The sequence below is a fragment of the Desulfovibrio sp. X2 genome (genome assembly GCF_000422205.1).
In the GTDB taxonomy this organism is placed as follows: domain Bacteria; phylum Desulfobacterota; class Desulfovibrionia; order Desulfovibrionales; family Desulfovibrionaceae; genus Alkalidesulfovibrio.
Map to the genome: position 1 here is coordinate 24,163 of NZ_ATHV01000006.1, position 14,245 is coordinate 38,407.

Below are 14,245 nucleotides of genomic sequence, written 5' to 3' on the forward strand. Positions count from 1 at the left end.
CCAAAGCCAGGCGTCCCGCAATGCGCGCGGCGCTTCCGGCCCGCGGATGTCACCGGTCGTTGGTGCTTTACCATGGGCCTGATTTATGGAAGATTCCGGGGCCTGCACGCCCCCCTCGGGGCCCGGCACGTCTTCCGAGGAGCCCTGAGCGAATGAACGAAATCCTTCTCTTCCAGTTCACCGGCGAGGACCGCCCCGGCCTGGTCGCGGCCATCACCGCCCGAATGGCCCGCTACAACCTGGACATCCTGGACATGGGCCAGGCCGTGATCCACGACCTGCTCTCGCTCGGCATCCTGGTGCACATCCCGGAGCAGGCCGAATCCGCGCCCGTGGTCAAGGATCTTCTCTTCCTGGCCCACGAACTGGACCTGCGGCTGCGCTGCATCCCGGTGAGCGAGGAGGAGTACGGCCGCTGGGCCGCCCTGGAAGACCAGAAGCGCTACATCGTGACCCTCATCGGCCGGACCATCGGCTCGGTGCAGGTCTCGGAGCTGACGCAGACGCTGAACGAGCACGGCCTGAACATCGAGGTCATAACGAGGCTCTCGGGCCGCGCGCCGCTCGTGCCGAACGGGGAGAGCCGCCCGGCCTGCGTGGAGTTCTTCGTGCAGGGCACGCCCGACGACGCGCTGGCCCTGCGCAAGGAGTTCCTGCGCATCGCCCAGACGCGCGGCGTGGACATCGCCCTGCAGGAGGACAACGTCTTCCGCCGCAACAGGCGCCTCGTGGCCTTCGACATGGACTCCACCCTGATCCAGGCCGAGGTCATCGACGAGCTGGCCAAGGAAGCGGGCGTGGGCGAGAAGGTCGCGGCCATCACCGAGTCCGCCATGCGCGGCGAGATCGACTTCCAGGAGAGCTTCCGCAGGCGCCTGCGCCTGCTCAAGGGCCTCTCCGCGGAGGCGCTCGAGCGCGTGGCCGCGCGCATCCCCATGACCGAAGGGGCGGAGCGGCTGATCACGAACCTCAAGCGCTTCGGCTACAAGATCGCCATCATCTCCGGCGGGTTCACGTGGTTCGGCAGGAAGCTGCAGCAGCGCCTGGGCATCGACTACCTCTACGCCAACGAGCTCGAAGTGAAGGACGGCACGGTCACGGGCGAGGTCGTGGGCCGCATCGTGGACGGCGCACGCAAGGCCGAGGTGCTGCGCGAGATCGCCGAGCGCGAGGAGATCAGCCTGCAGCAGGTCATCGCCGTGGGCGACGGGGCGAACGACCTGCCCATGCTGAACATAGCTGGGCTCGGCATCGCCTTCCACGCCAAGCCCGTGGTCAAGGAAGGGGCGCGCCAGTCCATCTCCACACTCGGGCTGGACTCCATCCTCTTCCTCGTCGGCCTGCGCGAGCGCGACACCACCGCCTGATCCGGCCCGATCGGGACAAATAATGTCAGAGAGGACTGCACGCTGGGGCCACGTTCATGCGGCCCCGGGCGGTCTTCGCTCCACTCCTCAGTCTTTCTAGGGACGAACGATCCAGTAGAGACGCTCGGCCGCGGACACGCGCGCGACCGGGTAGCGCTCGGCTGCGCCCGGAGCGCCCCCGAGCACGGCCTCCAGCGCCTCGCGCTTGCCCTTGGCTCCGGTGAGCACGGCCACGCGCCGCGCCGAGGCGATGCATGGCAGGGTCATGGTCACGCGCTCCACGTGCGGTTCGAGCGCGGGCACGGGCGCGGCCACGAAGCAGCGCGCCTCCTCGCCGAGGGTGGGCGCGCCGGGGAAGAGGGACGCCGTGTGGCCGTCCGGCCCCATACCGAGCAGCACGAGGTCGAAAACGGCTTCAGGGACGAGGCTCCCCTGCTCCCCCGGCGCAGCCACCACCTCGCGGACCTCCGCCTCGTAGGCATCGGCCGCGGCCGCGGCCCCGAGCTCGCCCTTGATGCGGTGCACGTGCCCCTCGGGCAAGGGCACGCGGTCGAGCAGGCTCTCGCGCGCCATGTGGAAGTTGCTTCGCGCGTCGTCGGGCGGCACGGCCCGCTCGTCGCTGAAGAAGACGTGGGTCTTCTCCCAGGGCATGCGGAATTCGCCGCGCGCCAGTTCCTCGTAAAGCGGGCCCGGGGTGCTTCCGCCGGAAAGGGCGAGGAGAAAACGTCCTCGCTTTGCGACGGCATCCCGGGCCGCCTCGTGCACCACCTGCGCGGCGGTGAAGACGAACTCCTCGCGCGACTCGCACATGTCCAGATGGCGCATCATCCCTTCGCTCCCTCCATGAGCCTGCGGACCTCCTGCGGTCCCCAGGAACCGGCGCGGTAGAAGGAAAGGAGGTCGTCCTTGCGCGCGGAGTCAGCGGCCTCGAGCGCCGGCGCCAGGAAGCTCCAGCAGAGGTTGACCCCGTCCTGGCGCCAGAACAGCGTATGGTCGCCGAGCATGCAGTCGAGCAGAACCTTGTCGTAGGCCTCGAGGAAGGGCCCGGTGACGCCCTGGTTGTAGTCGAAGTTCATGAGCACGGAGCGCAGGCAGACCTTGGGGCCGGGCATCTTGGTCTGGAACGTCAGGCTTATCTCCTCGCGCGGCTGGATGCCCAGCGTCAGGGTGTTGCCCGAGATCTGGTCGCCGAGTTGACGGCCGAACATGGAGCACGGCACCTCCCGGAACTTGACCACTATCTCGGTGCGTTTTGCCGCGAGCCTCTTTCCCGAGGTCACGTAGAAGGGCACGCCGTGCCAGCGCCAGTTGTCGATGAAGACCTTCATGGCCGCGAAGGTCGGGGTCCTGGAATCGGCCGCCACGCCGGGCTCGTCGAGATAGGCGGGCACCTTGTGCCCCTCGATGGAGCCGGAGGTGTACTGCCCGAGCACGAGATGGCGGGCCAGGGTCTCCTCGGAGAAGGGCCTGAGCGAGCGGAAGACCTTGGACTTCTCGTCCCGGATCATGTTGCCCTCGAAGGCCGAGGGCGGCTCCATGGCCGAGAGGGAGAGGAGCTGCATCATGTGGTTCTGGAACATGTCGCGCAACACGCCCGCGTGGTCGTAGTAGCCGGCCCGGTGCTCCACGCCGAGGCTCTCCACGGCGGTGATGCGCACGGACTCGATGAAGTCCCGGTTCCACATGGGCTCGAAGATCGAGTTGGCGAACCGGAAGATCATGATGTTCTGGACCGTCTCCTTGGCCAGGTAGTGGTCGATGCGGAATATCTGGTCCTCGTCGAAGGACTTGTGCAGGACCCGGTCGAGCTTCTGGGCCGAGGCCAGATCATGGCCGAAGGGTTTTTCCACGACCATGCGCGCGAAGCTCCCGTTGCCCTCGGAGCGCGAAAGACCGGCCTCGCCGAGTCCCCTCGAGATGTCCTCGTAGGCCTCGGGCGGCACGGCCAGGTAGAAGACGCGATTGCCTCCCAGGCCGAACTCCTTGTCCTTCTCCTGCAGACAGTCGGCCAATCCCTTGAACGAGGACGGGTCGTCGAACTGCACATGACAGTAGAAGAGGCGTTTGGCGAGATCGCCGAAGGTCTCGAGGTATTCGTACTCCTGCCCCTCCTCGGTAAGCGCCCCGCGCATGCGCTCGCGGAAGGCCTCGCTCGAAAGCTCGGTGCGGCTCGCGCCGATGATCGCGAAGTTGTCCGGCATGGCGCCATAGCGCATCAGTCGACACATGGCGGGCAGGAGCATGCGCGCCGTGAGGTCGCCCGTGGCCCCGAAGATGACGATGGCGCAGGGATTCTCGGCGTGCTCGATGCCGCAGCTGGTCGCTTCCCCGGAGGCCCCTTTTGCCTTGTCCATCACCTCGGCCTGTATGTGCGTCCAGAAGTCCTCCGTCTTCGCAGCCATCACTCGCCCTCCCCGCTGTGCTTCACGGCATGGCCGCCGAACGCGTGGCGCAAGGCGGCCAGAACACGGTCGCCAAAGGCGTCCTCATCACGCGAGCGGAAGCGCTCCATGAGCGCCAGGGTGATGACCGGCGCGCTGGCGCCGCTCTCCACGGCCTGCTGCACGGTCCAGCGTCCCTCGCCCGAGTCCTCCACGTAGCCCCTAATGGACGTCAGGCGGGAGTCGTCGGCAAAAGCCTGCTCGGCCAGTTCGAGCAGCCAGGAGCGGATCACGCTGCCCTGGTTCCAGAGATGGGAAAGCGCGGAATAGTCGAGCCCCTCGCCGAAGGGTGAACGCTCGATGATGCTGAATCCCTCGGCATAGGCCTGCATCATGCCGTATTCGATGCCGTTGTGGACCATCTTCACGAAATGGCCCGAGCCCACGGGACCGCAGTGCATGTAGCCGTCCTTGGGCGCGAGCACCTTGAGGGCGGGCTCGACCAGGGCGAAGGAGTCTTCGCCGCCGCCGGCCATCAGGCAGTAGCCCTTCTCGAGGCCCCAGATGCCGCCGCTCGTGCCCACGTCCATGTAGCGCAGGCCGAGGTCGGCGGCCTTGGACGCATGGCGGATGTCGTCCTTGTACCAGGAGTTGCCGCCGTCGATGACCAGATCCTTGGGCGAGAGCAGCGGAAAGAGCTCGTCCAGATGCTCGTCCACCACCTTGCCCGCGGGCAGCATCACCCAAAGGACCCTCGGCGCGGGCAGCGCCTCGACGAGTTCCTTGAGGGAGAAACAGGCCACCGCGCCGTCGTCAGCGGCCAGCTCTTTCGTCTTTTCGGGGCTGCGGTTGTAGGCCGCCACCTCGATGCCGTTCCTGAGCAGACGGCGGGCCATGTTCAAACCCATGCGTCCAAGACCGATCATGCCGATGCGCATACGTGTCTCCCTTATTTGCTGTTGAGGGACCAATCGTAGTCCATATACCGCAGACGGACTTTTTCGCCCAGAGCTATAAGTCTCGTCCGGAAATCTCCTTGCGCGTAGCGCCGCACGAACCCGAGCACTCCCTCCTCGCCGCCGAAATCCCCGCCGAACCAATCGAATATCTTCGAGACGTACAGCTCGTCGTCCACGAGCCGGGCGCCGTCCGGCGAATTGAGGAAGCGTGAGGCCTGATCGTCGAGCTGCTCGTCCAGGCGGTCCGGCTCGTAGGGCTCCGCCCTGAGCGGAGGGCAACTCCTCGACGCGCAGTTGACCGCGAAGTGGACGCGCGGGTCCTTGAACCTGGGTCGCAGGATGCTGTGCTCGATGTAGTCGAGCGCCACCGTGCGCTCCTTGCCGCCGTTTCCCCTGATGCGCACGAACTCGATCTTCCACGGCGTGGACCAGAACGGTCCGATCTTCTTGATGGAAGAAACGGGATAGTGGTCCAGGACGAGCTTCAGGGTCCAGGCATTGTAGGCGTTGATCCAGTAGGCCATCTGTCCGGCCCGGTCGAGGGCTTCCGGATTCACCCGGGCCAGGGCGTCCAGATAGGTGTCGAGCGTCTTCTCCTCCCGCAGCAGTCCCGGGTAGTCCACCAGTCCGTGGCTGACGTTGCGCGCGAGCAGCCCGGCATAGAGCGTGTCGTCGATTCGCGGAGCAGGCTGGACCGCCTCTTTCCCAGTCGCCGCCGAGGCCTCGGGGGCGTGTTCATTCACAGAGGCCGCCGGGGACGGGGCAGCAGGCGAAGGAGGAGCCGCATCGGACGGCCGGGCGCCCTGTCCCTCCTGCCCTGTCTGTTCTGTCCGGGCCTGCACGGCGGGCGCAGCGAGAAGGCCCAGGGCCAGGACAAGAGCCATGGCCATGGCTCGCGCCATCCCCGGAAACGGGGAGCGGAAGGCGGCGCGACACGGGCTGGGCATGGGCTCTCTCCTGCTCAAACTCCTGACTCCCTGCAAGGTTAGCGGCCAGGGCCGGGCTGACGCCGGGAAAAGGCGCGGCAAGGGACTTACCGACGATTGTATGATCTTTTTCCACGGCGTGCGCAACCCCCCTGCCCCGCCGGGAGCGATGCAAAGGCCCCCGGCCTGGCGCACGGCAGAAGGCGGGGAGGGGGAAAGCTATTGACGCGTCCCTCCCGCTTCAGGCACTTGAACAGCAGCGGTCGAGCCCGATTCGCGGCCGACAGGTCGCATGCGTCCGAGGACGGGCCCGCCACCTTCCACAGGAACATCGCCAAGCGTCCGGCAGGCGTGCCGAAGCGTTCGAACGGCCATGCATACGGCAAGGAGGCAGGAATCATGATCTTCGACATCAAAAAGGAGACCATGCCGCGCGAGGAGCTGCGGGAGCTGCAGCTCGTGCGGCTCAAGACGCAGGTCGAGCGCGTCTACGCCACGGTCCCCTTCTATCGCAAGAAATTCGACGAGCTGGGAATCAAGCCGAGCGACGTCAAGACCTTGAAGGATCTGAGCCTGCTGCCCTTCACCGAGAAGCAGGACCTGCGCAACCACTACCCATTCGGCCTTTTCGCCGTGCCCAGGGAGAACATCGTGCGCCTGCACGCCTCCTCCGGCACCACGGGCAAGGCCACGGTCGTGGGCTACACGCAGCGCGACATCGAGACCTGGGCAGAGTGCATGGCCCGCTGCTTCATGACGGCCGGGGCCAAGCGCGGCGACACCATCCACAACGCATACGGCTACGGGCTGTTCACAGGAGGCCTGGGCGCGCACTACGGCGTCGAGCGCCTGGGCGCCACGGTCGTCCCGGTCTCGGGCGGCGGCACCAAGCGCCAGGCAATGCTCCTGCGCGACTTCGCCTCCGACGTCATCTGCTGCACCCCCTCCTACGCCCTTCACCTGCACGAGGCGGCCCTCGAGGTCGGCATCGACATCAAGAAGCTGCCCCTGCGCATCGGCATCTTCGGGGCCGAGCCCTGGACCGACGAGATGCGCCGCGACATCGAGGGCAAGCTGGGCATCAAGGCCCTGGACATCTACGGCCTCTCGGAGATCATGGGCCCCGGCGTGGGCATCGAATGCGTGGAGGCCCAAAACGGCCTGCACATGCAGGAGGACCACTTCTTCTGCGAGATCATCGACCCGCTGACCGGCGAGAGCCTGCCTGAAGGCAGCGTGGGCGAACTGGTCATCACCACCCTGACCAAGGAAGGCATCCCGCTCATCCGCTACCGCACGCGCGACCTGACCTCGCTCTCCTTCGAGCCCTGCACGTGCGGCCGCACCTTCGCGCGCATGAGCCGGATCATGGGCCGCTCCGACGACATGCTCATCATCCGCGGCGTCAACGTCTTCCCCTCCCAGATCGAATCCATCCTGCTCGAAACCCAGGGCCTCACCCCGCACTACCTGCTCATCGTCGATCGCGACGGCCCCCTGGACACCCTGGAGGTGCAGGTGGAGGTGGACGAGAAGCTCTTCTCCGACGAGATCAAGAATTTACAACGCCTGGAACAGCAGATACAAAAGAACATCAAGGAATTCCTGGGCGTCTCGGCGAAGGTGAAGCTGGTGGAGCCCAAGGGCATAGCGCGCAGCGAAGGCAAGGCCAAACGCATCCTGGACAAACGCAAGGACTGCAAGAACTGACGTCAGGCACGGCGGCGACACACGCCCCGCGGCAACATGAAAGCGAGGACGCTATGAAGGTCGATCAACTCTCCATCTTCCTGGAAAACAGGGCCGGGCGCCTGGCCGAGGTGACCAAGGTCTTAAGCGACAACGGCATCAACATCCGCGCCTTGTCCCTGGCGGACACCTCGGATTTCGGCATCCTGCGGCTGATCGTCAGCGACTTCGAGAAGGCCCGCGCCAAGCTCAAGGAGAACGGCTTCACCGTGGGCCGCACCTCCGTGGTCGCCGTGGTGGTGGACGACACCCCCGGCGGGCTGCATCGCCTGCTCGAAATGCTCGGCAAGCACAACGTGAACGTGGAATACATGTACGCCTTCGTGCAGCAGAGCGGAAAGAACGCGGTCATCATCTTCCGCTTCGACCGCATCGACCAGGCCATCGAGATCCTGCAGCAGAACGGGATTCCCATCATCCCGGGCGACAAGCTCTACGCCATGTAGGCTCCTTCCGATCCGAAAGCCGCGCGCCGCGGCGCCTCTCAGAAGGAGGCGCCGCGGCAGGGAGCCGCAGCTATGAAAAAAAAGACCGTGGCCCCCAAATCCCCTCCCCTCGCCCTTTCTCTTACCCGGATGTCCGCCTTCCAATGGCGGCTCGATCTGCCGCCCGGGGCCTCCATGCCCATGCGCGCCGAGGCAGTGGTCTTCGGAGGCCCGGAAATCGCAGACCGCCTCGACCCCCAGACCCTGACCCAGCTCTACAACGTGGCCTGCATGCCAGGCCTGGCCGGGCGCGTCTGCGCCATGCCCGACGCCCATTCCGGCTACGGATTTCCCATCGGCGGCGTGGCCGCCTTCCGCCCGAAAGACGGCGTGATCTCGGCAGGCGGCGTGGGCTTCGACATGGCCTGCGGGGTGCGCACCCACCTCACGGATCTTGCGGCCGAGGACATCACGCCGCGCCTCGCGGAACTGGCCGAGGCGCTCTATGCCGCCGTGCCTTCGGGCGTAGGAAGCAGCGCCGGGCCCTCGGGGCCGCAGTCCTTGCACGATGCCCTGGCCGAGGGCGCGGCATACGCCGTACGGGCAGGGCATGGGAGCGAAGAGGACCTTCTGCGCATCGAGGAGCGGGGAACGCTTCGCGACGCCGATCCGGCCCAGGTCTCGGCCGAGGCATTGAAGCGGGGACGAGGCCAGCTCGGCACGCTCGGCTCGGGCAACCACTACCTCGAGGTGCAGGAGGTGGAGGAGGTCTTGGACGAAAAGCTGGCGGACGGTTTCGGGCTGCGCCGGGGCCGGGTGGTGGTCAGCATCCACTGCGGCTCGCGCGGCCTGGGGCATCAGGTGGCCACGGACTTCGTGGCGCGCATGAACGCCCAGGCGCCGGAGCACGGCCTCGTGCTCGCGGACAGGAACCTGGCCTGCGCGCCCATCGGATCCGAGCTCGGTCAGGCCTATTTCGGGGCCATGCAGGCCGCGGCCAACTTCGCCATGGCCAACCGCCAGATCATCGGCCAGCGCGTGCGCAACGTGGTCCAGGGACTCTTCCGGAGGGTGGGAGCGATGCCGCTTCTCTGGGACGTCAGCCACAACACCTGCAAGGTCGAGGAGCACATGGTCGACGGCCGTTCCATGCGCCTCTGGGTGCACCGCAAGGGAGCCACCAGGGCCTTCCCGCCAGGCCATCCGAGCCTGCCGCCCGAGCTTGCGCCCCACGGCCAGCCCATTCCCGTGGGCGGCAGCATGGGCACGGCGTCCTACGTACTGGCGGGCATTCCGGGGGCGCTGGCCCTCTCCTGGGGCTCCGCCTGCCACGGCGCGGGCCGTCTCATGTCGCGCGGCCAGGCCAGGGCCGGCTTCAAGGGAAAGGACGTGGTCTCCTCCCTGCGCAGCCGAGGCATCGTGGTGCGCAGCGGCTCGCTCTCCGGCGTGGCCGAGGAGGCCCCGGGCGCCTACAAGGACATCGAGGCGGTGATCCGGGCCACTACCGGGGCAGGTCTCGCCGCAGCCGTGGCCAGGCTGCGTCCCCTGTGTTGCGTGAAGGGGTAGAAAGAACGGAGTTTTTTCATACCGGCATTGCAAAACGGACGATTCGAGACTAACACTGAAGGCCTATCCGGAGACGCCGCAAAAATGCCATCCCGCTCGATCCTCTTCGTCGAACCCGACACAAAGGTCGCCGCAACCGCGACCACGGCGCTCAAATCCGTGGAAGGGCTGCGGCTGCGCCATGTCGAGGGGCTCGAGCAGTGCTTCGCCACGGCCCCGAAACAGCCTTATGTCGCCCTCGTCGTCGGCCTGCCTCTCGATTTTTCCGAAGCCACCGCCCTGCTGCAGCGGCTCTTCGCCCTGCCCCCGGCCCTGCCGGTCCTGGTCCTCGCGGCACCGGGCGACGAGCGCATCTCGGCGCTGGCCCGCTCCATGGGCGTGACCCAGGTCATCGCCAAGGACGAATCCATGCCGACTGAGCTCCTGCGCTCCATCCACCTCATCCTCTCGCGCGCCGAGAAGGGGCGCATCGACGGCGTCTTCGGCAACAGCGACCACTGGGTCGAGAAGATCATCGCCCACAACGCCGACGGCATCCTGATCATGGACAGCGACGGGCGCCTCCTCTTCGCCAACCCGGCGGCCGAGGACATCTTCGGCCTGAAGGCCGAGGAACTGGTGGGGCAGAACTTCGGCTTCCCGGTCACGGACGGCGAGTCCACCGAACTCGACATCCTGACGCAGCACGGCACCAAGGTCGTGGAGATGCGCGTCGTGGAGATCGAGTGGGACGGCATGCTGGCCTACCTCGCCTCCCTGCGCGACATCACCGGGCGCAAGCACATGGAGATGGAGCTGGCCAAGGCCAAGGAGGACGCGGAGACGGCCAACCGGGCCAAAAGCGACTTCCTGGCCAAGATGAGCCACGAGGTGCGCACCCCCATGACCGGCGTCGTGGGCATGACCGAGCTGGCCCTGGCCACCACGCTGACGCCGCAGCAGCGGGAATACCTGGAAATGGTCCGCCAATCGGCCAACTCGCTGCTCTCGATCCTGAACGACATCCTCGATTTCTCCAAGATAGAGGCCGGACGGCTGGAGCTCGAGAAAAAGCCCTTCGACCTCTACCGCACGCTCGACCTCTCCATCCAGATCTTCAAGAACCTTTCGCGGAAGAAGGGGCTGAAGCTCATCAGCCGGGTCGAGGGCTTCGTGCCCCGCCATCTGGTAGGCGACGCCGGTCGGCTGCGCCAGGTCATCAACAACCTGCTCTCCAACGCCATCAAGTTCACGGACCACGGGGAAGTGGTCCTCTCCGTCCGTCTGGTGGAGCCAGAACACGGCCTTCCGGAAGACCTCGAACCGGGAACCGCAGTGCGCCTGGAATTCTCCGTGCGGGACTCGGGTGTCGGCATCCCCGCGGACAAGCAGGGGCTCATCTTCGACTCCTTCTCGCAACTCGACAACGGCCGTGAGCGGCCCGAGGCGGGCACGGGTCTCGGCCTGTCCATCTCCAAGCAGCTCGTGCATCTCATGGACGGAGACATCCGCGTGAGCTCCGTGCGCGGCGAGGGAAGCACCTTCGTATTCACGGCCATGCTGAGCGTCGCGAGCCCCCTCTCCGCCCCCCCTCCCCTGACGGACGACAAAATGCCGGACACGACCGAGCTGAAGCCGGTCCGGGTTCTGCTGGTGGAGGACAACGCCGTGAACCAGATCTACGCCACGGAGATCCTGCAGCAGGCTGGGCACACCGTCGTGCCGGTAAACAACGGACGCACGGCCATCGCTCTGCTCGCGAGCTCGGATTTCGACGTGGTCTTCATGGACATCCAGATGCCGGACATGGACGGCCTGGAGGTGACCAGGCTCGTGCGCAATGGAGAAGGAAAGGCGAGAAACCCCAGGGTCCCGATCATCGCCATGACCGCCCACGCCATGCAGGGGGACCGCGAGCGCTTCCTGGAAGCGGGCATGGACGACTACGTCTCCAAGCCCATGAACACGGAGGAGGTCCACGCGGCCATGGTCCGCGCCCTCAGGCGCGGCGGCACCCCGCCCGAGGCCACCGAGGCGCCTGCCCAAGCCCCGGTGGACGCCCCCAAGATTCCGGACGTCATGGAGGTCATGGACAAGGCGTGGTTCGAGAAGATGTCCACCACGCGGCACGATTTCCTCAAACGCATGTTCGACGTCTTCGTGCGCGAAGAGCCCGCGCGCCTCAGAGCGCTCGAGGAGGCGGTGAAGGAGGGGAATCTCAAGCGCATCAGCTTTCTGGCCCATTCCCTCAAGGGAGCGACCTCCACGCTCGGCGCGGGAGCAGCCAGGGAGCAGGCCGCGGCCCTCGACCTGGCGGCCAAGTCGGGCGACATCGAAGCCTGCCGCCGCTACCATCAGTCGTTGAAAACGGAGATGGACCGACTCCTGGAGTTCATGCAGGCCTTCGTGAGCGCGCCCTAGCAGCCTCCCTCTCCGCCCACCGTCCCCGCTCGGCCTTTCCACCGCCCCTTTCGGACCATCTCCCCTGCCGCCGCTGCAAACGCGGCGGCCGGGAAAGCGTTCCACTCTCCCGGCCGTGCGGCGCGCTCCACAAGGCACGCTTCATCTGATCCATTCATCTATCGCGCGGACAGCTTCATCAGGTGCGCATGCGGGCGATGACCCGCTGCAGGCTTTCGGCCAAGTCCTTCAGGGCGGACACGGCCTGTTCGGCATCCTCCATCTGCGATGCGGTCTGGGAGGATATGGAGCGGATGTCCTCGACGGCGCGGTTGATCTCTTCGCTGGCCGCGGACTGCTCTTCGCTGGCCGTGGCGATGGAGCGCACCCGGTCTGCGGAGTCGTCGACGAAGGTGACGATCTCGGACAGGGCCTTGCCCGACTCCTGCGCCAGGCCGGTGCTGCTGGCCACGGCTTCCGAGGCGGACTTCACGGCGACGAGGCTCGCCCGGGTGCCGTTCTGGATGCTCTGGATGGCCCCGACGACCTCCTTGGTGGCGACCATGGTCTTCTCGGCGAGCTTGCGCACCTCGTCGGCCACCACGGCGAATCCCCGTCCGGCATCGCCGGCTCGGGCGGCCTCGATGGCCGCGTTCAGGGCGAGCAGGTTGGTCTGGTCCGCGATGTCCTCGATGACCGTGATGATGCGGCCGATGCCCTCCGCCTGGGAGCCGAGGTCGTCCATGATCCTCGAGAGCCCCGCGGCATGCTCCTCCACCTTGGCTATGGCGGCCACGGCGTCGGCCACGACCGAGCTGCCCTTGAGGGCCTTGTCGCGGGCCTGATCCGAGTTCTCGGCCGCGCTCGAGGCGTTGCCCGCCACCTCGAGGACCGTGGCGTTCATCTCTTCCATGGCCGTGGCCGTCTCGACAGTGCGGTCGTGCTGGCGTTGCGCGCCCTCACGCGAGACGCGGGCCACGGATTCGAGGTCGCGCGAGGCCACCACCAGCCGCTCGACCAGTTCGTCGAGCATTCCGGCCGCCTCGAGCATTCCCTCGCGCCTGGCGTTTTCCGCGGCGCTCCGTGCCTCTTCCGCAGCCTGCATGCTTTCGCGGGCACGCTCGGCCTCCTTGTCGGCCCGGTGCGTCTTCTCGTTGGCCTCGGAGAGGCTCCTTTCGAGCGACCCGACCATGGAGGCGATGGAGTCCTTGAGCACGAGCATCTCGTCGCCGTATCGTCCCGTGGGCCTTGCCTCGAGGTCGCCCGCCGCGACACGCGAGGCGAAGTTCACGAGCCCCTGCAGAGGCGCGCTCAGGTTACGCCGGAAGTAGAGCACCACCACGACCAGGGTCAGGACAAGCACGGCCAGGGAGGCATACGCGGCCTCGCGGGTCATGACTCCCAGGGCTGCGGTGAACTTCTCGCGCTGGCGCGCGAGCTGCGCGTCGATGTCGTCCACGTAGACGCCCGTGCCGATGACCCAGCCCCAGGGCTTGAAGAGCTTGACGAAGGAGAGCTTGGGGAAGTCCCCGTCCTGGCCCGGCTTGCCCCAGAGGTATTCAACGTAGCCCGAGCCGTCCTCGGCGGCCTTTTTGGCCATTTCCACGAAGAGCAGGTCGCCCTTCTTGTCCTTGAAGTCCTTGAGGGATTTCCCGTCGAGCTCGGGCGACAAGGGGTGCATGACCATACGCGGCTCGAGGTCGGTGACGAAGAAATAGTTGCCGTCCGTGAGGCGCATCCTGCCGACCTCGCGCAGGGCCTCTGCCTTCATGGCGGACTCGATGTCCTCGACCCAGGCGCCGGAGCCGAAGATCCAGCCGAGCTCGGGCATCAGCTTCACGTAGGAAACCTTGAGCTTCTCCTGGGTCTCCCCGGGCTTGGGCCACATGTAGTCCACGACGCCCGAGCCGTCCTTCCGCACTGCCTCGACCATCTTCATGAAGAGCTTGGTGCCGTTCTTGTCCGCGAAGCCCGAGAGGTCCTTGCCGTCCAGGTCGGGCTTGATGGGATGCATGACCATGACCGGCCGCGTGTCGTTGATCCAGACGTAGTTGCCGTCGTCGAAGCGCACGCCCGCGACCATGGCCTTGATGGCCTGCTCGATCTCCTCCCGGGGCATGACGCCCTTGTTGGCACGGTAGAAGGCCTCGGCCTGGGAGACGACCGCGTCCACGACGCGCCTCAAGTCCGCCGCCTTGTATTCCTTGAGCCGCGCGATATCCTGCGAACGTTCGTAGTATCCCTGCACCGCCGTGTAGGCGAGCTGCACATGGTCGCGCAGGCACTCGCGTTCGCGCTGCACCATGTCTTCGCGCAGTTGCGAGACCTCGCGGCGGGAAAAGGCGTCCGACCCAAGATAGAGCACCGTCAGGGCCGAGGCGATGGTGAGCGTCAGGGCGCCCCCGACGAGGAGCAGCAGCTTGAACGACAGACCTTTCTTCATGGTTCCCCCTTAAGGGAACCAGTATCCGCATTCGCCTGCGCCCTGTAAAC

The 14,245-nt window shown here is 66.5% G+C and carries 10 protein-coding genes; 5 read left to right on the top strand and 5 right to left on the bottom strand.

Annotated elements, in window-relative coordinates:
* Positions 1-152 precede the first annotated feature (152 nt).
* Positions 153-1,367, top strand: coding sequence for a phosphoserine phosphatase SerB (serB, locus tag DSX2_RS02760; protein WP_020879511.1), 1,215 nt, complete (start codon positions 153-155; stop codon positions 1,365-1,367).
* Positions 1,368-1,463: 96 nt separating this feature from the next.
* Here the strand turns inward: serB and pgl are convergent, their stop codons facing one another.
* From pgl to DSX2_RS02780, 4 genes are read right to left on the bottom strand one after another with little or no spacing between them, the layout of a single operon-like run.
* Positions 1,464-2,195, bottom strand: a complete 732-nt coding sequence (gene pgl, locus DSX2_RS02765; protein ID WP_020879512.1) for a 6-phosphogluconolactonase — start codon at positions 2,193-2,195, stop codon at positions 1,464-1,466.
* Complete coding sequence (gene zwf, locus DSX2_RS02770) at positions 2,192-3,769, bottom strand: glucose-6-phosphate dehydrogenase (protein WP_020879513.1); 1,578 nt, start codon at positions 3,767-3,769, stop codon at positions 2,192-2,194. The genes pgl and zwf overlap by 4 nt, the downstream gene beginning before the upstream one ends.
* Positions 3,769-4,686, bottom strand: a complete 918-nt coding sequence (gnd, locus tag DSX2_RS02775) for a phosphogluconate dehydrogenase (NAD(+)-dependent, decarboxylating) (protein WP_020879514.1) — start codon at positions 4,684-4,686, stop codon at positions 3,769-3,771. Before gnd ends, zwf begins: the two co-directional genes overlap by 1 nt.
* An 11-nt stretch (positions 4,687-4,697) precedes the next feature.
* Entirely contained in the window at positions 4,698-5,450 is a 753-nt protein-coding gene (locus tag DSX2_RS02780) for a DUF547 domain-containing protein (RefSeq protein ID WP_020879515.1), read from the bottom strand.
* Positions 5,451-6,032: 582 nt separating this feature from the next.
* On the opposite strand from DSX2_RS02780, the gene DSX2_RS02790 reads away from it, so the two are divergent.
* The 4 genes from DSX2_RS02790 (at position 6,033) to DSX2_RS02805 (ending at position 11,773) form a co-directional block, all read left to right on the top strand.
* The gene (locus DSX2_RS02790; RefSeq protein WP_020879517.1) at positions 6,033-7,343 is read left to right on the top strand and encodes a phenylacetate--CoA ligase family protein; all 1,311 of its coding nucleotides are present in this window, start codon (positions 6,033-6,035) and stop codon (positions 7,341-7,343) included.
* A 53-nt stretch (positions 7,344-7,396) separates the two neighbouring features.
* Entirely contained in the window at positions 7,397-7,828 is a 432-nt protein-coding gene (locus DSX2_RS02795; protein ID WP_020879518.1) for an ACT domain-containing protein, read from the top strand.
* 72 nt (positions 7,829-7,900) lie between these two features.
* Entirely contained in the window at positions 7,901-9,373 is a 1,473-nt protein-coding gene (locus tag DSX2_RS02800) for an RtcB family protein (RefSeq protein ID WP_020879519.1), read from the top strand.
* An 84-nt stretch (positions 9,374-9,457) separates the two neighbouring features.
* Entirely contained in the window at positions 9,458-11,773 is a 2,316-nt protein-coding gene (locus DSX2_RS02805) for a response regulator (protein WP_020879520.1), read from the top strand.
* 178 nt (positions 11,774-11,951) lie between these two features.
* Here the strand turns inward: DSX2_RS02805 and DSX2_RS02810 are convergent, their stop codons facing one another.
* Positions 11,952-14,195, bottom strand: a complete 2,244-nt coding sequence (locus tag DSX2_RS02810; RefSeq protein WP_020879521.1) for a methyl-accepting chemotaxis protein — start codon at positions 14,193-14,195, stop codon at positions 11,952-11,954.
* Between the last annotated feature and the right edge of the window lie 50 nt (positions 14,196-14,245).

Excerpts from the sequence above, each read along its gene's own strand:
- DSX2_RS02805 (WP_020879520.1), top strand. The coding sequence starts at position 9,458 with ATGCCATCCCGCTCGATCCTCTTCGTCGAACCCGACACAAAGGTCGCC.
- gnd (WP_020879514.1), bottom strand. The coding sequence starts at position 4,686 with ATGCGCATCGGCATGATCGGTCTTGGACGCATGGGTTTGAACATGGCC.
- DSX2_RS02795 (WP_020879518.1), top strand. The coding sequence starts at position 7,397 with ATGAAGGTCGATCAACTCTCCATCTTCCTGGAAAACAGGGCCGGGCGC.
- DSX2_RS02810 (WP_020879521.1), bottom strand. The coding sequence starts at position 14,195 with ATGAAGAAAGGTCTGTCGTTCAAGCTGCTGCTCCTCGTCGGGGGCGCC.
- DSX2_RS02790 (WP_020879517.1), top strand. The coding sequence starts at position 6,033 with ATGATCTTCGACATCAAAAAGGAGACCATGCCGCGCGAGGAGCTGCGG.
- pgl (WP_020879512.1), bottom strand. The coding sequence starts at position 2,195 with ATGATGCGCCATCTGGACATGTGCGAGTCGCGCGAGGAGTTCGTCTTC.
- DSX2_RS02800 (WP_020879519.1), top strand. The coding sequence starts at position 7,901 with ATGAAAAAAAAGACCGTGGCCCCCAAATCCCCTCCCCTCGCCCTTTCT.
- zwf (WP_020879513.1), bottom strand. The coding sequence starts at position 3,769 with ATGGCTGCGAAGACGGAGGACTTCTGGACGCACATACAGGCCGAGGTG.
- serB (WP_020879511.1), top strand. The coding sequence starts at position 153 with ATGAACGAAATCCTTCTCTTCCAGTTCACCGGCGAGGACCGCCCCGGC.